This window comes from Streptomyces sp. NBC_01241 (assembly GCF_041435435.1).
Classification (GTDB): Bacteria; Actinomycetota; Actinomycetes; order Streptomycetales; family Streptomycetaceae; genus Streptomyces.
Window position 1 is genome coordinate 919,969 of record NZ_CP108494.1, and the last position, 21,234, is coordinate 941,202.

Here is a 21,234-nt window from a genome sequence, read left to right on the forward strand (position 1 = left end):
GAGGTTGCCATGAAACGATCCGCCTCCAGCGGGCACCCGAGGTCCAGGTGGAGGTTTTCGGGCAGCTGCGGAGGCGACCGCGACCGGGTACGCGCGGGACAAGGTACGGGCCGTCCTCTGCCAGACGCGTACCGGTTCTGTTCACCCGGGTGAAACTGAGCTCGATCGTGGTGGTGAAGGTTCGGCGATGGCAGGTCGACCCGAGCGGGTGAGCATCGGGTCGACCCGAGCGGGGTGAGCATCGGGCCCAGGGTGCCGGCCTTGTCCTGGGCCATCACGCCATACGGGCCGACACCCCACTTCCCGCCCGTCCTCGTCGAGCCGGTGAGGGTGAAGTTCACGGCCTCGTTGGCGAGTTCGAGGTCACCGATGATGCCGTTGCTCCACCCACGGCAGAAGGAAGTACTGCCAGCACCCTTCGCCGGCGTCCTCCTCCGGGCAGACGTCCTCTCCCAGGACGTCGGCCCACAGTTCCAAAGCGAAACCGGAACGGCACGGGATCGAGCAGGAGTCGAAACCGATCGGCTTCCCGGCGTAGTCGTAGAACAGCGGGCTTCCGGTCGTGATCTCGATCAGCTCAGGTGACGCCTGGAAGAAGAGGAGTTCGATGTCATACCCGTTGAGGGTCGGGCAGCCCTTCTTGTAGCCGCACTGGCGGCCGTTCGCCGTCTACGTCGCCGACTTCGGTTCAGGGGATGTGTCGGTCATCAGCACCCGCACCAACACCGTCACCGCCACCATCGCCGTCGGCGACCATCCGATCGGCCTCTCGGTGACACCGGACAACCGCCGGGTGTACGTTTCCGACTTCTCCACCGGCACCGTGTCGGTGATCAGCACCCGCACCAACACCGTGACCGCCGGCGTCGCCGCCGGCCTCTTCCCGGTCGGTGTGGCAGCGTCCTGGGACAAACGCCACGTCTACGTCGCCAACGCCGGTGACGGCACGGTCTCCGTGATCGACGCCCGAACCGACCGGGTCACCGCCACCATCACCGTCGGCAGCAGCCCACACGGCGTGGGGATCCAGCAATCCCAGGGCTCCGTGGGATAGACCCCCGGTCCCGTCCGCGCGATCGTGGAGCACTGTCCTGGAAGCAACGCCGCCCGAGGGCGGCGCGAGCTTGGCGCCCCGGGCCGGCTCGGTCTCCTCGGCCGGGAAAAGCGGGCCGCTGGTTCCCCCGATCAGGCAACAGCGGACACGGCCGGGCAGGTGCGTCCTTTTCAAGGATTGAACGGCCCCGCCGACGGTCAATGATCAACAGTGGAGCTGCGGCCGGACACGACACGGCACCTTCCGACTGCACGTTCCGTCGGGTGAGTGGTCCGTCCCGGCGCTTCCTGCGGACAACTGCGCGCACGACGGGGCCGCCGTCGGGCCCGGTACAGGACGGTTCGCTCACGGCTCACCTCGTCGGGCGGTGTGGCGCCGTACGGTGGCCGACATGAACGGCGCGGACGAGAACGTCGAGCGCGGCGAAGGCTTCGTTGCCGCACCCTTCAGGGCGCCACGTCGGCTATGGTGGCTCGGCTCCGTCGCCCTGGTGGTAATCGCGGCGGTCGTCGCGGTGTACCGGCGGCACGACCTGGCTGCGGCCTCGCACCTGATCGCCGCAGTCCGGCTGCCCCGGCTGGTCTTCGTCGCCGGGTTCGAGGCAGCGTCTCTCGGTGCTCTGATCGCACTGCAGCAGTGGCTGCTGCGGATGGGCGGGGCACGCTTGCGCCTCAAGGTCGTCGGAACCATCGTGCTGGCGGCCAACGCTGTCGCCGGTGCACTGCCCGGCGGGGCGGCGTTCGCGGCCGCATGGATGTTCACGCAGTTGCGGCGCAGGGGTGTCGGGCAGGTACTCGCGGGAGCGGTGCTTGCCGTCTCGGGAGTGCTGTCGGTGGCCGCGCTCTTTGCGCTGCTGGCGACCGGTGCGCTGGCGATTGGCTCCGCGGGGCTCGGCGCGCTGCGGCCTGTGGTGCTCGGGCTCGTGGCGATCCTCAGCGTGATCGTGGGCGCTGTGGCTGGTCTCTCCCGTTTCCGGCCGGTACGTCGCCGGTTCTGGCGGTTCTGGCGGCGGCTCGGGGTACGTTCCCGGCAGCTGCGGAACATCGAGGACGACCTGCTTGCCCTCGTCCGGCACGTCCATGCCGTTCGACCGGGGCTGCGCCCATGGTTGCAGCCCTTCGCCCTCGCGCTGCTCAACTGGGTGTGCGACGCGGCCTGCCTCCTCGCCTGCGCGTGGGGGCTGGGCATCGGCATTCCTTGGCGCGGGATCCTCGTGGCATACACGCTCGCCCAGATGACGGGCAGCCTGCGGCTGACGCCGGGCGGTCTCGGTGTGGTGGAGGCCAGCCTGACAGCGCTGCTCGTGCTGTGCGGGCTGCGCACCGACCAGGCAATCGCGCTCACGCTGCTCTACCGGACGGCGAGCTACTGGGCGCTGCAACCCATCGGCTGGGCATGCTGGCTGGGTCTGACCTTCAGCTCGCGACGCGGACCACCGCGCCGGACCTGACCGGCACACCGGATGAGAGCGCCACTGGATCGATGGGGCGCCGTGAGAACCTCGTCCGCCCTGGTTCCCATGCGCCCGACCGGCCCTGCCGTCGCCTGGCGCGTGGTTCACCGGGGCACGGACCCGGGGAGCCACCGGCGAAGCGGTGCTCATCACACGGTCTCGGTCACTCCGTTCGGGCAGGAGCAGGTATTGCACGCCATGGAGGAGCACCGGATCCGGCGGCTGCCAGTCATCGACGAGCACCGGCTGGTCGGCATGATCACCGAAGCCGACCTCGCTCGGCATCTCCCGGAAGGCAGTTGGGGCACTTCGTAGGGTCCATTCTGCGCGACTCCTTGACCTTGACCATGCCGGATGTGCGCCGAGCGGCGTGATCGGAACACGCTGCTCGCCCCACCATTCCGCGTGCGCACTGCGTCGTCCTTCGCGATGCCCCGTGAAGACCGCGGTCCTGTCGCATTACCGTCCCAGCGGTCGGCACCGCCGACCACGCCGGTACCTGTACCAGGGCGTGGTCGGCGGTGCCGACATCGTCTCCTCTTCCGGGCAGCGCGGCTCACGGCAGCCTGCGCAGATAGGGATCCCAGGCCCGGCGCGGCAGCAGACGTATCCGTGCGTCGACGACGGTGATGCCGTCGGGCCGGGCGACGACCGGGTTGCATTCCGCCTCGGCGAGTTCGGGAAGATCGTCCGCCATGAGCGACAGGCGCGCCAACAGGTCTTCAAGACCGGCGAGATCGACAGGCCCGCCACCTCGGTATCCGGACAGGAGCGGAGCACAGCGCGGTGCGGTGATCAGTTCGTGGACATCGGTGTCGGTGAGCGGGGCGAGTCGCGCCGCGTGGTCGGCGAGCAACTCGCTCGTGGTGCCCCCGAGCCCGAAAAGAACGAGCGCGCCGAAGACCTCGTCTTGGACGACCCCGGCCAGCAGTTCGGTGCCCCGAGGGGCCATCGGCTGGACAAGGACGCCGGTCATGACTTCGCCGAGGCGGGCGCTCAGATCGCGGTGGGCTGCCCGTACCCGCTCCCCACCGTAAAGGTCGAGAAGCACGGCGCCCTGCTCGCTTTTGTGGACGAGTCCGGGCCACTGCGCCTTGAGCGCCACACCGCCGTCGGGGCCTGCGAGGCGTACGGCGGCGTCGACTGCCTCCTGCTCGGTGGCGGCACAGGCTTGCGGCAGCTGGGGAATTGCGTAGTGACCGAGCAGTTCCCCGGTCTGGCGCGCGTCCAGCCAGCCACCCTCCGGCGTCCTCGCGAGGCAGGCGTCGACAAGTGCGCGTGCTCCGCAGGTGTCGACACCCGTCGGCCGCGGCATGTTGCCGTGCGGCTTGGCGAGCCAATGCGCCCGTTCCACCGCGTAGGACAGGGCGCGGGCAGCCGACTGCGGTTCGCCGTAGGCGGGGACCGCATGCCCGTCCGTCGTGGGCAGCAACCGGACCCGCTCGGCCTGGTCGAGCAGGACCGCGACCACGGGACAGTTGGGACGGTGGTGCGGCACCGGGTCCGTCAGGGCACTGCTCAGTTCGTCGCCGACCGCTGTGGCCAATGCGGTGGGCACCAGGACCACCAGGACAGCGTCGACCGCACCGGAACGTGCGAGCCGCTCCACGCATTCGCTCAGTACCGGTGCGCTCACAGCGGGCGTGGTGTCCACTGGGTTGGCGGTACCCGCACCGTCCGGGAGCATGGCGAGCAGCGCACCGGCCAGGTCCACGGGGAGTTCGGGCACGGTCAGCCCGGCATCCACGCAGGCATCCGCGGTCAGCACACCGGTCCCGCCCGCGTTGGAGAGCACCGCGATGCGGCCGTCCGCAGGCAGCGGCTGGGTGTTCAGCAGGGCCGCGGTGTCCAGGAGTTCGCCAAGGGTCCGGGTGGCCGTCACACCGGCCTGGGTGAACAGCGCCCGCCGGGTGATGGTCGGGGTCGCCGCCGCCGCGGTGTGCGAGGCGGCCGCCCGGCGGCCGGCTGCGGAGCGCCCGGCGTCGACCGTCAGCAACGGCATCCGGCGGGCAACGCGGCGAGCGGTGCGGGAGAACACCCGGGGGTTGCCGAACGACTCCAAGTGCAGCAGGGCCAGGTCGGTCCTGCCGTCGCACTCCCACCACCGCAGCAGGTCGTTGCTGCTCACGTCGCGTTTGTCGCCGAGCGAGACGAAGCTGGAGATGCCGATGCCCAGGCGCGACAGTCCATCGAGGAGCGCGATGCCAACGCCGCCGGACTGCACGGCTATCCCCGCGGTGCCCGGTGTCGGCCTGCGAACGGCGAACGTCGCGTCCAGGTGGACGGACTCTTCCGTATTGGCAATGCCCAGGCAGTTGGGGCCGACCAGCCGCATTCCCCAGTGGCGGCAAGCCGTGGTCAGCTCCGCCGTCCGCCTCGCGCCGAGGCCCGATGTCACGACCACCAAGGCCCCTACCCCGGCCCTGCCGCACTGGGCGGCGGTCTCCGGTACGGCGGCGGCCGGAACGGCGAGAACCGCGAGGTCGGGTGGATGAGGGAGAGCACCGATGGAGGCGAAGGCAGGAATGCGCAGTACGGCGTGCGCGTGCGGGTTGACCGCGTACAACAGGCCCGGGAATCGGGCGTCGCGCAGGTTGCGCAGGATGGCCCGGCCGACCGATCCCGGCCGCGTTCCGGCGCCGATCACCGCCACGGAGCGGGGGCGCAGCAGCGGTCGCAGGCTTGCGGTGTCGGCGCTGCGGTCGCGGCTGTCGACAGCCGACAAGTACCGCTCGTCCGGGGCCAGGCCTATGACGCAGTGCACCGTGCCGCCGTCGAAGTGACGGGTGACGCACAGGCCGAGATCGGCGAAGACCTTGAGGACGAGGCGGTTGTCGGTGAGAGCGTCGGCGGTGAACGCGGTGACACCGTCCGCGCGGGCGGCGTGCACGAGATGCTCCAGCAGGAGGGTGCCCACGCCACGGTGATGGAAGTCGTCGGCGACCGCCATGGCGAACTCCGCCGAGGCGGGGTTGTCGGCGGTCTCGTACTCGGCCACGCCGACCAGCCGGTCGGCGAAGACTGCTACGAGGGTGCGGTGCCCAGCTGTGGGCGCTACGCAGAGCCGGTCGGCGGCCTGCGCACCGGAGAGCCTGCTCACTCCAAAGAACCGACTGCGCAGGTTGGCGACGGACATGTTGTCGTAGAGCCGCAGCACCCGCGCATGGTCGTCCGGCCGTGCCGGGCGTAGCCGCACCGTGCTCCCGTCGGCTAGCAGCGCGGAGACCTCGGGGGTGGCCGGGACGCCGGATGTCATAGCAGCACCTCTCACGGATCCGGAGGACAGCAATCCCACGATGAGACGCAGAGCGGCCTGGTCACAGGGGTCTTCCGGGGCTACACGGGGACCGACCGGCCCCCGTGTAGCTCATGTCGGTGCTCCGTGAGACTGCCGACGCTCGTCGTCGCGCGCTTCCCGGATCAGGCGGCAGCGTCACCCGCGCCTATCGGTCCTCGGCCGTTCGGGCCGCCCACGGTCCGCGCACCCATGACCGGGAGCCGTGATTGAGGTTCCCCCGACCTGCGGGAGGTGCTGATCAAGTGGTCAGGAGGGGTTGACGGGGTTTCAGGTTCGTTCGTTCGGTCGTTGCCTGGTTGGCGTAGTGCTTCTCCTCGAACTCGACGGGGTTGAGGTAGCCGAGTCGTTTCTGGATTCGGCGGGAGTTGTAGAAGCCGTCGATGTGCAGGTGGCGGATGCCGTCGTTGCGGGCAATGAAGCGGCTGGTGGAGCGGGGCTGGCTGGCCGAGGACAGGCCGGGCCGGTTCACGTTGCCCGCCCCGGTGCCCGCCGCTGCCGCGTAGCCGCCTCGCGCCGGGCGAGGCGCCGACTCATCACCATGATCATCGACCACAGGATCACGGCCTCGCTGCTGACAGGCTCTGTTTCGTAGTCGCGGGCCAGGCGCCGGCTCCGCATCAGCCAGGCGAACGACCTCTCGACGACCCAGCGGCGGGGCAGCACGCAAAAACCGCTGGTGTCGTCACTGCGTTTGACCACCTCAAGACGCAGGCCGAGTTCCTGGGAGGCTCAGTCGACGAGATGGCCGGTGTAGCCGCCGTCGGCCCAGACCAGCCGCAGTTCCCGGAAGCGTTTTGGCAGGTTGGGCAGCATCGTGCGGCCAGCGTCCCGGTCTGTCGTGGACGCGGGCGTGACCAGTACGTCCAGGAGCAGGCCGAGGCAGTCCGTGATGAGGTGCCGCTTGCGGCCGTTGATCTTCTTCCCGCCGTCGTAGCCCCGTGAGGCGTTCTTGACGGTGGCATCGGCCTTCACCGACTGCGAGTCCACGATGGTTGCTATCGGCTCCGTTTCCCTGTCCTCCGCCCGGCGGACACGCTCACGGAGCCGGTCATGCAGTTCCCGCACCAGGCCGCGGTCGCGCGAGCGGCGGAAGAACGCGTAGACACGGGCCCTATTAGTTACGTGGAATCACACGCCGCGGGATGCAACTCGTATCCTGCGGCGTCCCCACGTACTGAGGAGATCCGTTGGGCAGCGCGGTCGTGTTCGAGGAGAAGTGGCCGGTCCTTAGCCGGCACGAGAGGGCAGCCGAGTGGCTGCGAATATGGACGGATCTGGGGCGGGCACCCCGGACGATCGACGCGTACGCGCGGGGACTGGCTGAGTACCTGCTGGTCTGCGAGCGAGAGGGAATCGACCCGCTCGTCGCGAAGCGTCTGCACGTGGCGGCGTTCGTGAAGGAGCTGGCAACGCGGCCGAGCCGTCGGGGAGGCAATGTCGTCGTGCTGGACTCCGGGGCCGGCTTGGCGAACGCGACACTGCAGCAACGTTTGGTGCCGGTGCGGCTGTTCTACGACTACCTCATCGAGGAGGGTCTGCGAGAGTCCAACCCGGTCGGCCGCGGCCGCTACACCCCGGTCCGGAAGTTCGGCGGACACCAGCGAGGGCTGGTACCCCGGCTGACGAAACTGCCGTGGATCCCGAGCGAACAGCAGTGGCTAGACCTGCTGGACGTCGCGCGCGAGGAACCCGTACGCAACCGCGTCATGCTCGCTCTCGCCTACGACGCGGCCCTGCGGCGCGAGGAACTGTGCTCACTACGGACCGATGACCTCGACCCCGCCCACCGGACCCTGCGGATTCGGGCCGAGACGACGAAGACCCGGCGCGAGCGCGTCGTCCCCTACTCGGCGGCGACCGGGGTTCTGCTGTCCGGCTATCTCACGCATCGGGCCACGATCAGCCGGGCCCGCGGGCCGCTGTTCTTGTCCGAGTCGCGCCGCAACTACGGCCAGCCGCTGACCCTGTGGACCTGGTCGAAGGTGATTCGTCGCGTTGGTCTCGCCGCCGACCTGCCTCGGTTCTCGACTCACACCACGCGGCATCTGTGCTTGACCGACTTGGCCCGGATGGGCTGGGAACTGCACGCCATCGCCTCTTTTGCCGGGCATCGCAGCACCGAGTCGACGCTGACCTACATCCACCTCTCGGGCCGCGACCTGGCGGAGAAGCTGAACCGGGGCATGCAGCAGATCCATTCCTGGCGCGTCGACATGCTCACCCGTGCCGCCCGCGCCTCTGAGGCGGTCGCCGAGTGACCGCACAGTCGAGTACGACGGCGACACAGCCGACAAGCACTCCGACCTGGGCATCGTCCGTCGATCTTGCCCGCTACGACCGTCGCGGTCTGCTCACCGAGGCTGAGGCGGAAGCGCTGAGGACACTCAAAATCGATCAGATCCGGCGAGACGGCCTCAGCCTCGACGCTGTGGTGCTTCGGCCGGTGGCCCGGCTGGCGAGGCCGTTGGCGGACGCTCTCGCTGGTCTGCACTGGCCGCCGGACGACCGTCACCAGCGGCGGTTCGCGCGGGACGCAGCCGGACTGGTGCTGATCCGCTGCGGCGAGCTTCGCCGAGCCTTCTGGGGCTGGTCAGCGGACGACTGGGTGGACCTGATCAACGCCAGCGGCGCCGACTTCCGGCGCTCATGGGGTGGCCAGATCGGCCCCAACGCCCGGCCGTTCGTGATCGTCTATGCCTATCTGCTCGGCGAGTTCACCGCCTTCGACCGACTCGGTCGCTTCATGCGGCCGACCCTGGCCCGTCGGGTCTTCGGGGCCCATCTCGTCGACAATGCCGTCCAGCGGATCTGCAAGGTCCTGGCCGACTGGGGCTATCGCCGTGACGCCGACAAGCTGGCCGCGGTGATCTGCCAGATGCTGCTGCTGAACCGCAGCCCGCTACTGAAGGACCTGTCCACCGAAGCCCTGGCCGCACTGCGTGTTCACCCGGCGATGAGTGGGCAGTGGGGCAAGGACCTCTACGGCCTCCACCGGGCGGTCGCGGCACTCGGCCACGCGGACCCGCCACCGTCAGGGCATGAGGCAGGACCGGCCGCGATGGAGGGAGTCCCCGCCGCATGGGCGGCGTCGGTCGAGCATTGGTATGCGACATCGACGCTGACTCCGAGGATCTGCAGAGGCTACCGCAGCGTGCTCGCGAAGATCGGCCGCTGGCTGGCCTCCGAGCACCCCGAGATCACCGAGCCCAGCCAGTGGACCCGCCAGACGTGCGCGTCCTGGGTCGCGGCCGTGGACCGGATGGCTGTCGGCGACTTCTCGCAGTGGACCCACGGCATGCGCTCGCAGAACCGCCTGGGAAAACCGCTCACGCCGCAGACGAAGTCCGGCGACTCTGGTGCGCAATTCTCTGCGGCTGCTTGACCGGTAGGTGATGATCGTTCCTGCGGTCGTTACGTGTCGTCCGGCCGTGGAGGGTGGGTTGTGATGTCGTTGCGGCCGATGGGGCTGCCGCCGGTGCCGGAGCAGACGGTGCGGGTCGCGCGGGCGGCGTTCCCGCAGGGGAGTTTGGCGATCCGGGTGCGGGACCGGCTCGGGGAGGTCTTCACCGATGAGCCGTTCGCCGAGGCGTTCGGGGTGCGTGGGGCGCCGGGTCTGTCGCCGGGGATGCTGTCGCTGGTCACGGTGTTGCAGTTCGCGGAGAATTTGACTGATCGGCAGGCCGCGGCGATGGCGATACGGGCCATCGACTGGAAGTACGCCCTCGGCCTGGAGCTGACGGACACCGGCTTCGACCACAGTGTGCTGCCCCGGTTCCGGGCCCGCCTGGTCGGCAACGGCATGGAGCGTGTCGTCTTCGACCGGCTCCTTGAGTACTGCGTGGACGCCGGGCTGGTGGCCGCGGGAGGAAAGCAGCGCACCGATTCCACCCATGTGGTCAGCGCGGTACGGGACTTGAACCGGTTGGAGCTGGCCGGGGAGAGCGTGCGGGCTGCGCTGGAGGCGCTGTCGGTCGCGGCACCGGACTGGCTGGCCCGGGCCGTGGACGTGCCGGAGTTCGCCCACCGCTACGGACCTCGGGTCGACAGCTGGAAACTGCCCGGCTCCAAGGTCAAGCGCGACCAGTTGTCCCAGGTCTACGGACAGGACGCGTTGCGGCTGTGCCGGGCCGTCTGGTCGCCCGACGCGCCGGCCTGGCTGCGGGAGATCGGGGCCGTGGACATCATGCGCCAAGTCCTCGTGCAGACCTACACCGTCCGCACCAGCAGCCGGGGCAAGGAGGTGGTCAGCAAGCGGGAAGCCGACGAGGACGGTGTCCCGCCCGGCCATCTCCGCCTCGCCTCGCCCTACGACACCGACGCCCGCTGGTCCGCCAAGGGCGACGACCTGTTCTGGCTCGGCTACAAGGTCCATCTCACCGAGAGCTGCGACAACACTCCCCCCGAAGCCGAAGCCGAAGCCGAAGCCGAAGCCGAAGCCGAAGTCCGGGGACGGCCGAACCTGATCACGGATGTGACCACCACCCTGTCGACGGTGCCGGACGTGAAGGCCACCGCGCCGATCCAGCAACAACTCGCCGACCGCGGCCTGCCGCCCGCCGAGCACTACCTGGACTCCGGTTACCCCTCCGCCGAACTGATCGAGACCGCCCGCAGCCGCGGAACCGTCATGGTCACTCCCGTCCTCCTCGACCGATCCGCCCAGGCCAAGAGCCACGCCCGCTACGACAAGAGCGCCTTCCGGATCGACTGGAAAGCCCGACGGGTCCGCTGCCCCCAGGGCAACACCAGCACCGGATGGCACCCGGTGCGACAACGCGAACGAGACGCCATCGTCGTCGAGTTCGCTAAGACGGACTGCCAAGCATGCCCCGTCCGACCCGAGTGCACCTCGGCCCGGCGCGGCAACCGCATGCTCACCCTCTACCCCGAGCACCTGCACACCGTCCTCGCCGCCGCCCGCGCCGAACAGAAGACCAAGACCTGGAAGGACAAGTACGCCCTGCGGGCCGGAGTGGAAGGAACCATCAACCGTGCGACACGAGGGCGCACGATACGAGTGAACACACCGAGTGGAGGTTCGATGTTGAAGGTGTAGTTCCGGGCCAGTGTCCAGGGTCTGTCCCCACCCTGACGTGCGTTGCGGGTAACCGCGGGGTGCGGAGCTCAGGGGGTCAAGCCCAAGGGTGCCCGTGCCATCCGGGGACCACAGGCGAAGGGGAAGACTGGACGGGCGAACGACGAGTGAACCCCTGGTTGATGTCTCGTCAGGTATCAGCTCCGGATGATGGATCGCTCTGCCGGAGTCCAGGAACCGGCCGTTGAGAGGCGGCAAGCGGCGACTGTAAGAGGTGAGTTGCAGTCGTAGGACACCGCTGTTCCCGGGGCATAGGGGGCGCCCACCCCAGTCGGATCTCGTACGTGTGCAACGCGGAAACCCCGTCGGGGTCCGGGGCCGGTTATCCGGTGCCCGGTTGGCCGACCGCGAGGAGAGCTCAACTCCCCGGCGGGAACAGGAGGACCCAAGAAGCGAACGCCGGCGGCCGAAAGGCAGCGGGAAAGCGGGACACGATGACCGGCCCCTCCGCCGGTCGTCTCGTATAACCGGCCGGATACGGGCAGCTGCCCGGACCCGAAAGGGTGCTGACGTGGGTCTGGTGGGCCTGTGAAGTGACGATGACCGAAGGCGATGGAACCGAGGGACAAGTTGGACACCAAGGCGGTGAAGGAGGCCGGGATGGCAGATGCCGCTCCGGCTGTGATCGCGGTGGTGAACGGACCCGAGGACGATGTCACCGACTGGCTGTCGATCGACTGGCAGCGGGTGGATGACGACGTACGGCGGCTGCGGCAGAGGATCTTCACGGCGTCACAGGCAGGGGACCTGAAGAGGGTCCGCAATTTGCAGAAGCTGATGCTCCGTTCCCGCGCCAACGCACTGCATGCGGTGCGGCGGGTGACGGAGGTCAACGCTGGCCGCGAGACGGCGGGCGTCGACGGCAAGGTGGTGCTGACCGCGCCCGGCAAGGCCGAGGTGGCCGACTGGGTGCAGCACCGCTCCGAGTCGTGGACGGCCCGGCCCGTCAGACGGGTGTATGTGCCGAAGCCCGACGGGCGTCGGCGTCCGCTCGGCATTCCCGTGATCTTGGACCGCTGTCTTCAGGCTGTGGTCCTTGGTGCTCTGGAGCCCGAGTGGGAGGCACGGTTCGAGCCGAGGTCCTACGGATTCAGGCCCGGCCGTGGCTGTCATGACGCGATCGAGTCCATCTTTCTGACCTGCCGGGGCCCCAACCCTGGTCGGCCATGGGTACTTGACGCGGACCTGGCGGCGGCATTCGACCGGATCGACCATGATCACTTGCTCCGGCGGCTCGGCACGTTTCCCGCGCGGGAACTGGTCGCGCAGTGGCTGCGGGCCGGTGTGGTCGAGGACGGTCGGCTCACCGAGACCGGGGAGGGAACTCCCCAGGGCGGTGTGATCAGCCCCGCGCTGATGAACGTGGCTCTGCACGGAATGGAGGAGGCCGCCGGGGTGCGGTATCACGCGAGCGGCATCCACGCCGGGAGCGTGATGCGCAAGAGCCCCGTGCTGGTGAGGTACGCAGACGATCTGGTGGCGATGTGCCACAGCCGTGAGCAGGCCGAGGAGGTCAAGCAGCGGCTCGCCGCCTGGCTGGAACCCAGAGGGCTCGCCTTCAACGAGGACAAGACGCGCATCGTGCGCCTCACCGAGGGCTTCTGCTTCCTGGGCTTCCACGTCCGGCTGTATCGCAACCGGAAACTGCTGATCAAACCCAGCAAGGCGTCCGTGAAACGGATCCGGAAACGGCTCGCCGCCGAGATGTGGGACCTGCGCGGGTCCAATGCCGAGGCGGTGATCAGGACCCTCAACCCGATCATCCGGGGCTGGTCCGCCTACTTCCGGATCGGGGTGTCCAGCAGGGTCTTCAGCTCGCTGGACTTCTACGTGTGGCAGCTCGCCTACAAGTGGGCCAAGCACGAACACGCGAACAAGCCAAAGGACTGGATCGTGCACCGCTACTTCGGAGAGTTCAACCCCCGCCGGGGTGACCGGTGGGTCTTCGGAGACCGCGGCAGCGGACGGTTCCTCACCAAGTTCGCGTGGACGAAGATCGTCCGGCACCAGCTCGTCAAGTTCGGGGCGTCTCCGGATGACCCGGCACTGACCGAGTACTGGGCCCGGCGGCGGCGCAAGGACGTGATCCCGCTGATCGACAAGGCCGACTGGCACCTGCTCAACCGCCAGAACGGCCGCTGTCCGCTCTGCGGGGCTCTTCTGCTGCACGCTGACCATCCGCCGTCCAGCCCCATCGCGTGGGAGCAGTGGCTGCGGGCGACCCGCAAAGCGATCAGCCGCAAGGCGATCGTCATCACCGGGCCGGGCACACCGGACGCCCCACCCGCCCAACTCCTGCACGCCCACTGCCGACAACGGCTTGTCACCGCCACCGGCAAGGGGCCCAGCCTTCTGCCCGCCCGTGAGCCATAGGGCCTGCTTGAGCCGTGTGCGGGGCCAACCCGCCCGCACGGTTCTCAGGGGGCGGCGGCGCGGCAACGCGCCGCCGCTACCCGACAGGCACTCGACATCACCGGCATCCGCCGGGCCCGCTACCGCGGGCTGCCGAAAGTCCGCCTCCAGCACGCCTTCTCCGCCACCGCGATCAACGTCGTCCGCCTAGACGCCCACTGGACCGAGCATCCACTGGACCGCAGCCGCACCAGCAACCTCACCCGCCTCAGCTACCGACTCACAGCCTGACCACCCACCCGGAATTGCGCACCAGAGTCTCCGGCTACCTCAAAGTGCCCCGCGCGTTCTTCCGCGACCTGCACGAATGGGAGTTGATCCCGCGCAGGTTCGACCCGGCCCATGCCCTGAGAACCCCGCGAAGCGTTCGCGCCCTGATGGGGCCGGACCCGCGGGTGATCGCCGATGACATCTGGGCCAAGTTGCTCTGGGCGGGCCTGAACGTCGAGCTCGGCGATCTGCCGACTGCGGACGGCCGCACCTATCCGGTCGAACTGATCCGGGCCATCACCCTGACCTGGCTGTTCGCCGGTCAACGCAGTGACGAGATCGCACGGTTCCGGGTCGGCTGCATCCGCTGGCAACACGACGGCCTGCCCATTCCCGGCGACTCCGGCGAGATCCTTGCCCGCGACACCGTCTGCCTGCTGGACGTGCCCACTCACAAGACCGGCACCGCGTTCACCAAGCCCGTCGACCCGCTCCTTGGCCAGGCCATCGAGGCATGGCAGGCCGTCAGGCCGACCCAGCCGCAGATGCTCGACCGCAAGACCAATCAGTACGCCGACTTCCTGTTCGCCCACCGGGCCCGCCAGGTTGCCAAGCACTACATCAACACGGCGATCATCCCGATGCTCTGCCGCAAGGCCGGCGTCCCCGCCGCTGACGTCCGCGGCAACATCACCAGTCACCGGGCCCGGTCCACCATCGCCAGTCAGCTCTACAACGCCAAGGAGCCCATGACGCTCTTCGAGCTGCAGGAATGGCTCGGTCACCGGACTCCCGAGGCGACCGCGCACTACGCGAAGATCACCCCGAACACGCTGGCCAGGGCCTACAACGACGCCGGCTACTTCGCCAGGAACGTGCGCACCATCGAAGTCCTCGTCGACCGGGACGCGGTTGCCTCCGGCGCCGCCGCCAGCGGCGAGCCCTGGCAGTACTTCGACCTCGGCCACGGCTGGTGCACCTACACCTTCTTCGAGCAGTGCCAGCACCGCATGGCCTGCGCACGCTGCGACTTCTACACGCCGAAAGACTCGAGTAAGGGTCAGCTGCTGGAGGCGAAGGAGAATCTGCAGAAGATGCTGGCCAGCATTCCTCTGACGGACGACGAACGCGCCGCGGTCGACGACGGCCAGGCCGCCCTGGAACAGCTCCTGGAACGACTCTCCGACGTCCCCACTCCCTCCGGGCCGACACCTCGTCAGATCGGTGTTCCCGCTACTGCAACATTGCTGCCGATCATCGACGTCCGTCAGGGCAAGACGGGATCTTCTTGACAAACCTGATTCCACAGAAAGGGCGGGAAGTCCGCGGGCAGGTAACGCCACTTGATCCCGTTGTCGACCAGGTAGCGGACCGCGTCGAGTATCTGTCGGTGGCAGTAGCCCTCGGGTCGGCCGCCCCAGCTCTCCATTGAGGTTCCCCCGCTGGGCGGGAGTGGCTGACTAGCTGGTCAGGGCGGGTTGACGTGGTTTCAGGTTCACTTGTTCGGTCGCTGCCTGGTCGGCGTAGTGCTTTTCCTCGAACTCGATCGGGCTGAGGTAGCCGAGCCGTTTCTGGATGCGGCGGGGGTTGTAGAAGCCGTCGATGTACTCGAAGAGCGCGAGGTTCGCCTCGGCTCTGGTGGCGAAGACGCGGCCGCGGATGCACTCGGTCTTGACCAGCATCCACAGGTTCTCCGCCAGGGCGTTGTCGTACGAGTCCCCGACCGACCCTATGGATGCTTGGATTCCTGCTCTGACCAGGCGTGTTGTGAGTTTGATGGACGTATATTGCGCGGATTCAGCCGGTCGTCGCAACACCTTGATCATAGAGGTGTCCGATGGGACGACCGGTTGGGTGGACCACTGCGGTAACAGGGCGACCGGCGATGCGATCGCCGGGCACACCGCCGATCCGTCGGGATGTGGAGCGTGCTTTCTGGAAGAAGATCGCCGAGGGGCTGACCAGCGAGGACGCGGCGATCGCGTGCGGCGTGTCGGGCCCCGTGGGAAGTCGGTGGTTCCGGGAACGTGGCGGGATGCCGTCGATCCAGATTGGCCCGGTGTCGGGCAGATACCTCTCCTTCGAAGAGCGTGAAGAGATCGCTCTGCTGAAGGCTCAGGACGCTGGGGTCCGGGAGATCGCCCGCAGGCTGAGCCGGAACCCTTCGACGATCTCGCGAGAACTGCGGCGCAATGCCGCCACACGTGGTGGACAGCTCGCCTACCGGGCCTCAACCGCGCAGTGGAAGGCCGAACTGGCCGCACAGCGACCGAAATTGTCCAAGCTCGCCGACAACGAGCGGCTGCACGAGTACGTCCAGGACCGCCTCGCCGGAGAGATCCGCTACCAGGACGGCGCGCCGGCGCCGGGGCCCGCAGCACCGCGGTGGAATGGGCGGAATAAGCCGAGGCGTCACGACCGTCGTTGGGCCACATCATGGAGCCCGGAGCAGATCTCCAACCGACTGAGGGTCGACTTCGCCGATGATGAGTCCATGCGTATCTCGCACGAGGCGGGGCGGTTTCTAGCGGTGATTGCGAATCACGGAAACTGTGATGCTATGCCCCAGTCTTGCATGACCTCGGACGGAGTACGGTCTCCCAGGACCATTCGGGGGCGCTCGTTGAGCTGACGGGCCACGGCCGTCAGGTTGCGCAGGGAGTGGACCGTAAGGTCGGTGCCCTTGGGGAAGTACTGCCGCAGCAGCCCGTTGATGTTCTCGTTGGTGCCGCGCTGCCAGGGAGAATGAGGATCGCAGAAATAGATCCGGAAGCCGGAGAGGGCCTCTATCTCTTCATGGAGGACGAGCTCGCGCCCCTGGTCCCAGGTCAGGGTCCGCCGCAACGCTCGTGGCAGATCGGCGGTCTGCGAGACCAGGGCGTCGCGCATCGGCTGGGCCTTCCAGCCGTGCGGCAGGTGGATCAGGCGAACGAAGCGGGTCGTGCGGTCGACGAGGGTGCCTATAGCGGACCGCTGAGCGCGTCCGATGATGAGGTCTCCCTCCCAATCGCCGGGCGTTTCACGATCGTTGACCGTGGCGGGTCGGTCATGGACGAGCGTCATGTTCTTGATCTTGTTGGGTGAGACGACGCCACGGCGTTGCCGCTTGCGGCGGGTGCGTCCGGTGCGCAGTCGGCCCTCACGCTTGCCCAGAAGGCCAGCGAACAGGCCACGGTAGATCGTCTCCGGACAGGCCCGCATGCGAGGGTTGTTCGGGTGCTCGCGTGCGAGGTGTCGAGCAATCTGCTGCGGGGACCACTTCTCGTCGAGCTTCTCGCGCACTGCCGCGCGCAGGGGTCCGTGGTCGCGGAGTTTCTCTTCTTTGGGGCGTTGGCGACGCAGGAGCGCCTGGTTGTGTGCCCACCAGGGTTCGTACTCCCCGTTCTCCTTCCGGCCGCGTCCAATCTCCCGGTAGACCGTCGAAACGCTCTTGCCGATCTCGGCGGCGATGACGACCGGGCTCCGCCCGGCGCGCAGACCGTCGGCGATGGCGATCCGGTCGTCCTGGGTCAGGAAGCGTGGCGAGATGGGAGGGTCAGGAATGATCATGCTTCCAGCATCGATGAACCAGTTGGACCCGCAGCTCACCGATACGCCCACTTGGCGGGCGGCCGCTGCCCCCTTCAGGCCCTTGCGCCGCAGCTCGAAGTACCGCCGTCTGGCCGACGACGGCATGCGATTGGCTCCTCCACGAGGCATGCGAACCATCTCCCCTTGGATGTTCGCAACCACCGATCGAATTCAAGTACGGCGTCTGCGGCAGAGAATCTTCACGGCATCGCAGGCAGGGGATCTGAAGAAGGTCCGCAATTTGCAGAAGCTGATGCTCCGGTCCCGTGCGAACACGCTCCTGAGCGTGCGACGGGTCACGGAGATCAACGCTGGACGTGCGACGGCGGGAGTCGACGGAAAAGTCGTGTTGCTTTCCCAGTCCAAGGCCGAATTGGCCAAATGGGTCCAGCATCGCGCCCGACCGTGGATTCCCAAGCCCGTCAAGCGGGTGTTCATCCCCAAACCGGGGACCACGAAGAAGCGCGGACTCGGGATTCCCGTGATTGTTGACCGGTGCCTGCAAGCTGTGGCATTGGGAGCATTGGAGCCCGAGTGGGAAGCACGGTTCGAGCCGAAGTCGTACGGCTTCCGGCCCGGACGAGGCTGTCACGACGCGATCGGGGCCATCTACTCCACGCTCAACGGGAAGAACCCGCAGCGTGTGTGGGTGCTCGACGCAGACCTGACGGCGGCGTTCGACCGCATCGACCACGCCCGGCTCATGGCCGCTCTCGGTACCTTCCCCGCCCGGGGACTGGTCCGTCAGTGGCTGAAGGCCGGGGTCGTGGATCGCGGCCGGTTCGCCCCGACCGAGGAGGGAACTCCGCAAGGAGGGGTGATCACGCCCCCAACGCAATGGGTAACTCGGGCATGAGTCACCCTCCGTAGCGTCTTGATCTTGATGCTGGTCGTCGGCGGTGCGCTCACGCACGGGTATGCGGTGCCGGATGGTGATCTTCTCGGGGCCGACGAGGACGTCCTTGACGAGGAGCCTCAGGACGCGCTGGCGCTCGGGGACCTCGGCTGTCCCAGCGTTCTCGCGGAGCTGGGCGAGGAAGCCTTCGAGGTCGTCAGCGAGCTTGAGGTAGGCGTCGCGGTCGGCGAGCTGGGCTTCCAGCGCGTCGAGTTGGCCACGCAGGTTACTCTCCCGGGCCCGCAGGCCGGGCATCCGGGCCCGCAGTTCATCGATGGTGACGAGCTGTTCCTGGAACGCCTCGATCATGCGCGTGATCGCTGCGGTGGCCTTGGCCAGGGCCAGTTCGAGACGGCTGCGCTGGCGGGTGGCGGGGTCGGAGGTGCGGGCACGGTCCAGCCGCTTGTCGATCTCGGACCGGATCAGGTGCGGGTCGGCGATCATGCCGATGATGTGGTCCCAGACGACGGTGTCGAGGTAGTCGGCGCGGACGGGCTTGTTGGTGCAGACCCGGCCGCCCGCGTAGCGGTAGTCGTCGGAGCCCAGGCACCGGTAGTAGTAGATCTTCTTGCCGGAGGAAGTAGTGGTCGAGGTGCGGTAGTAGCCGTATCCGCAGCTCACACACGCCGACAGCCCCTGAAGCAGGGAGGGGACCTTGCTGTTGCGCGAAGCGAAGCGCTTGTTGTCGGCGAGCCGCTGGGCGGCGCGTTCGAAGGTGGCCGGGGTGACGAGCGCGGGAACGGGGATGGTGATCCACTCCTCGCGGGGGCGGTCGGCGGTCTTGACGGCGCGCGGAGTACTGCGGCCCTCCAGGCGGGCCCGGCGGTTCAGGCCCGGGGACTCGTGGAGGATCTGGGTCTTGCCGAAGGCTGCCTGCCCTTGGTAGGCGGGGTTTTTGAGCATGCCCCAGACCACGCTGCGGTCCCAGCGGGTCTTGCCGGTGCGGGTGGGAGTGCCGCTGTCGGTGAGCCAGCGGGTCAGGTCCGCGATGGAGACCCCGTCGTCGGTATAGCGGCGGAACAGCTCGACCACCAGCGCCGCCTCGGACTCGACGATCTCGTAGGTGGCCCCGCACTCGGGGGTCTTGCGCAGGTAGCGGTAGCCGAACGGGGCTCCGCCCAGCACGTTCACCGCCCCCGAGCGGGCCCGGTAGGTCTTCCCGCGCCGGTAGCGTTCCATCAGCTGGGCCTTCTCGTACTCGGCGAACATGCCCTGGAACTGGACCATCAGCTGGTCCTCGGGGCTGTCGCCGCGTGGGCCGCGGACGAACTCCACCCGGGTGCCTGCCCGGGCGAACTCCTCGACCAGCAGGGCCTGGTAAGCGAACTTGCGGGCGAGGCGGTCGGGCGCATAGCACAGCACCACATCCACGCCGACCTGGGCGACCAGGTCGCGCAACCGCTCCAGCGCGGGCCGCACCAGGGTCGCCCCGGAGTGCCCCTCGTCCTCGAACACCCACTCCTCGGGCAGCTCAAGACGCTGTTCTGCGACGTGCGCGCGCAGGGCCGCGGTCTGCGAGCTGATCGTCTGGTCCTTCTTCTGCCGGGCCGAGGACACCCGGGCGTAGATCGCCACGCTGGTCATCGCTCACTCCTGCCTGCTCCAGGCGATCCCGTATCCGGGCCCGCCGCTGCGGAACCAACGCCGCATAGGCCGCGGACAAGTCCGCCGCCGCATGACGGTCGAAGACCGCCTCCACCTCCACCGGCCGGCCGCTCACCTGCCCGGCCGCCCCTCCGGGGCACCCCGCTCAAGGAATTCGGCCAGGGCCTGGGCCACCACCGCGGAGATCGCCCGGTCGCTCTCGTGGGCACGGGCGCGGATCTGTCCTGCCAGCGATTCCGGCAGCTTGACAGTGAACACCACGCTCGACTCGGGGACTTCGAGATGTCCAGCGGCCATGGCCTGCTCCAGATACCGGCGTGCCTGACGCACCGACACCCCGTACCTACTCGCCAACGTGCGGGCGGCTGCGGCCACGGGCGCACCCGCCCCGACCAGATCCGCGGCGGCGTTGACCCGCCGGGCGTACTCGACGCTATCGACACGATCACCACGCACCATGTCACAAACCTACTACCCATTGTGACGCTCCTTACCCTCCGCGCGAGGAAGGAGTTCCAAGCGCCGGTAGCCGAGCGTCACCTCGAAGCAGAAGTTGCCCATTGCGTTGGGGGCGTGATTAGCCCGTTGCTCTTCAACGTGGCCCTGCACGGAATGGAGGAAGCCGCAGGGGTCCGCTATTACACCACCGGCAGAGATGCCGGGAGTGCGCAGAGCGGCAGCCCCGTGCTGGTGCGGTACGCAGATGATTTTGTCGCGATGTGCACCAGCCGTGAACAGGCCGAGCAGGTCAAGGAACGGCTGGCTACATGGCTGACGCCCAGGGGACTCGCCTTCCACGAGGACAAGACACGCATCGTCCATGCGGAGTGCGGATTCGACTTCCTGGGGTTCAACGTCCGCCGCTATCACGGCAAACTGCTGATCAAACCGAGCACAGCGGCTCAGAGACGGATACGGGAACGGCTCAGTACCGAAATGGTGGCCCTGCGAGGAGCTAACGCCGGTGCGGTACTCAAGAAGATCAACCCGATCGTGCGGGGTTGGTCGGCCTACTACCGGACGGTGGTGTCCAGCGAGATCTTCACGGCGCTGGACAATCACATGTGGAAGCTCGCTTACAAGTGGGCCAAGCACAGTCACCCGAACAAGTCGAAGCACTGGATATCCGACAAGTACTTCGGCCGGTTCAACAAGTCCAGGAACGACCGGTGGGTGTTCGGTGACCGCGACAGCGGCGCCTACCTGCTCAAGTTCTCCTGGACGAAGATAGTCCGGCACCAGTTGGTCAAGGGGAAGGCGCCCCCGGACGACCCAGCCCTGGAGTCATATTGGGCTCAGCGGCGACGCAAGGGAATTCTCCTGCCAGTCGACGCCATGACCGTGCGTCTCCTACAGGCACAGCACGGCCGTTGTTCGATCTGCGGAGGGCTCCTACTGCACGCTGACCACCCGCCACAAAGCCCAGGAGAATGGGAAGCGTGGCGGGTTGTCATCCGGAAGGCGATCTCCAAGCAATACATTGCCTTTCCGGACGGGAGCACGCCGGACGGTCAACGACTCCGTCTCCTCCACACCCATTGTCAGCGGCGGAATGGAGCCGCTGCGACAACGAGTCCAGTACTTTTGCCTGCCCGCGAGCCTCTGGGGCTTGCTTGAGCCGTGTGCGGTGAATAGCTGCTTG

General features: G+C 68.0%; 13 protein-coding genes and 6 pseudogenes. 11 read left to right on the forward strand and 8 right to left on the reverse strand.

Going from position 1 to position 21,234, the window contains the following annotated elements:
* Positions 1–679: 679 nt before the first annotated feature.
* The 3 genes and pseudogenes from OG306_RS03610 to OG306_RS03620 all read left to right on the forward strand — a co-directional run.
* Positions 680–1,054 (forward strand): annotated as a pseudogene (locus OG306_RS03610) (YncE family protein); the annotation flags it as partial.
* Between the two features lie 391 nt (positions 1,055–1,445).
* The gene (locus OG306_RS03615; protein WP_266744599.1) at positions 1,446–2,504 is read left to right on the forward strand and encodes a lysylphosphatidylglycerol synthase transmembrane domain-containing protein; all 1,059 of its coding nucleotides are present in this window, start codon (positions 1,446–1,448) and stop codon (positions 2,502–2,504) included.
* Positions 2,505–2,690: 186 nt separating this feature from the next.
* Positions 2,691–2,822: pseudogene (locus OG306_RS03620) on the forward strand (CBS domain-containing protein); the annotation flags it as partial.
* 241 nt (positions 2,823–3,063) lie between these two features.
* Here OG306_RS03620 and OG306_RS03625 read toward each other — a convergent pair.
* The 3 genes and pseudogenes from OG306_RS03625 to OG306_RS03635 form a co-directional block, all read right to left on the reverse strand.
* Positions 3,064–5,763 carry a GNAT family N-acetyltransferase gene (locus OG306_RS03625; protein WP_371665119.1) on the reverse strand — a complete coding sequence of 900 codons (2,700 nt, stop codon included), beginning with the start codon at positions 5,761–5,763 and terminating at the stop codon, positions 3,064–3,066.
* A gap of 280 nt (positions 5,764–6,043) precedes the next feature.
* A complete protein-coding gene (locus tag OG306_RS03630) occupies positions 6,044–6,274 on the reverse strand; it encodes a hypothetical protein (protein ID WP_371665120.1) in 231 nt (76 codons plus the stop codon).
* Positions 6,271–6,870, reverse strand: a pseudogene (locus OG306_RS03635) (IS5 family transposase). Before OG306_RS03635 ends, OG306_RS03630 begins: the two are co-directional and overlap by 4 nt.
* 122 nt (positions 6,871–6,992) lie before the next feature.
* Here OG306_RS03635 and OG306_RS03640 point away from each other — a divergent pair.
* The 5 genes from OG306_RS03640 (at position 6,993) to OG306_RS03660 (ending at position 14,814) form a co-directional block, all read left to right on the forward strand.
* Positions 6,993–8,063: a tyrosine-type recombinase/integrase gene (locus tag OG306_RS03640; protein ID WP_266744604.1), complete on the forward strand. Its 1,071-nt coding sequence runs from the start codon at positions 6,993–6,995 to the stop codon at positions 8,061–8,063.
* On the forward strand, positions 8,060–9,187 hold the full coding sequence (locus tag OG306_RS03645; protein ID WP_266744605.1) for a hypothetical protein: 1,128 nt from the start codon (positions 8,060–8,062) through the stop codon (positions 9,185–9,187). The genes OG306_RS03640 and OG306_RS03645 overlap by 4 nt, the downstream gene beginning before the upstream one ends.
* A gap of 63 nt (positions 9,188–9,250) precedes the next feature.
* On the forward strand, positions 9,251–10,861 hold the full coding sequence (locus OG306_RS03650) for a transposase (RefSeq protein WP_371665121.1): 1,611 nt from the start codon (positions 9,251–9,253) through the stop codon (positions 10,859–10,861).
* A gap of 591 nt (positions 10,862–11,452) precedes the next feature.
* A complete protein-coding gene (gene ltrA / locus OG306_RS03655) occupies positions 11,453–13,273 on the forward strand; it encodes a group II intron reverse transcriptase/maturase (protein ID WP_371665122.1) in 1,821 nt (606 codons plus the stop codon).
* Between the two features lie 284 nt (positions 13,274–13,557).
* Positions 13,558–14,814 carry a tyrosine-type recombinase/integrase gene (locus tag OG306_RS03660; RefSeq protein ID WP_266744607.1) on the forward strand — a complete coding sequence of 419 codons (1,257 nt, stop codon included), beginning with the start codon at positions 13,558–13,560 and terminating at the stop codon, positions 14,812–14,814.
* Here OG306_RS03660 and OG306_RS03665 read toward each other — a convergent pair.
* Complete coding sequence (locus OG306_RS03665; protein ID WP_371665123.1) at positions 14,790–14,951, reverse strand: transposase; 162 nt, start codon at positions 14,949–14,951, stop codon at positions 14,790–14,792. The two genes, OG306_RS03660 and OG306_RS03665, sit on opposite strands and share 25 nt — an antisense overlap.
* A gap of 31 nt (positions 14,952–14,982) precedes the next feature.
* On the reverse strand, positions 14,983–15,348 hold the full coding sequence (locus tag OG306_RS03670) for an IS3 family transposase (protein ID WP_327259695.1): 366 nt from the start codon (positions 15,346–15,348) through the stop codon (positions 14,983–14,985).
* Positions 15,349–15,359: 11 nt separating this feature from the next.
* Here OG306_RS03670 and OG306_RS03675 point away from each other — a divergent pair.
* Positions 15,360–16,127, forward strand: a pseudogene (locus tag OG306_RS03675) (transposase); the annotation flags it as partial.
* Here the strand turns inward: OG306_RS03675 and OG306_RS03680 are convergent.
* Positions 16,064–17,221 (reverse strand): IS30 family transposase, encoded by a 1,158-nt coding sequence (locus OG306_RS03680; protein WP_432762221.1) that lies wholly within the window; start codon positions 17,219–17,221, stop codon positions 16,064–16,066. The pseudogene OG306_RS03675 and the gene OG306_RS03680 overlap by 64 nt on opposite strands.
* On the opposite strand from OG306_RS03680, the pseudogene OG306_RS03685 reads away from it, so the two are divergent.
* Positions 17,220–17,921, forward strand: a pseudogene (locus OG306_RS03685) (reverse transcriptase N-terminal domain-containing protein); the annotation flags it as partial. The gene OG306_RS03680 and the pseudogene OG306_RS03685 overlap by 2 nt on opposite strands.
* A 528-nt stretch (positions 17,922–18,449) precedes the next feature.
* Here OG306_RS03685 and OG306_RS03690 read toward each other — a convergent pair.
* Both OG306_RS03690 and OG306_RS03695 read right to left on the reverse strand, forming a co-directional pair.
* A pseudogene (locus OG306_RS03690) lies at positions 18,450–19,571 on the reverse strand (recombinase family protein); the annotation flags it as partial.
* Positions 19,572–19,703: 132 nt separating this feature from the next.
* Positions 19,704–20,051: a hypothetical protein gene (locus OG306_RS03695; protein ID WP_266744339.1), complete on the reverse strand. Its 348-nt coding sequence runs from the start codon at positions 20,049–20,051 to the stop codon at positions 19,704–19,706.
* A 114-nt stretch (positions 20,052–20,165) separates the two neighbouring features.
* Here OG306_RS03695 and OG306_RS03700 point away from each other — a divergent pair, with 114 nt between their 5' ends.
* The gene (locus OG306_RS03700) at positions 20,166–21,209 is read left to right on the forward strand and encodes a group II intron maturase-specific domain-containing protein (protein ID WP_266744610.1); all 1,044 of its coding nucleotides are present in this window, start codon (positions 20,166–20,168) and stop codon (positions 21,207–21,209) included.
* Positions 21,210–21,234 lie beyond the last annotated feature (25 nt).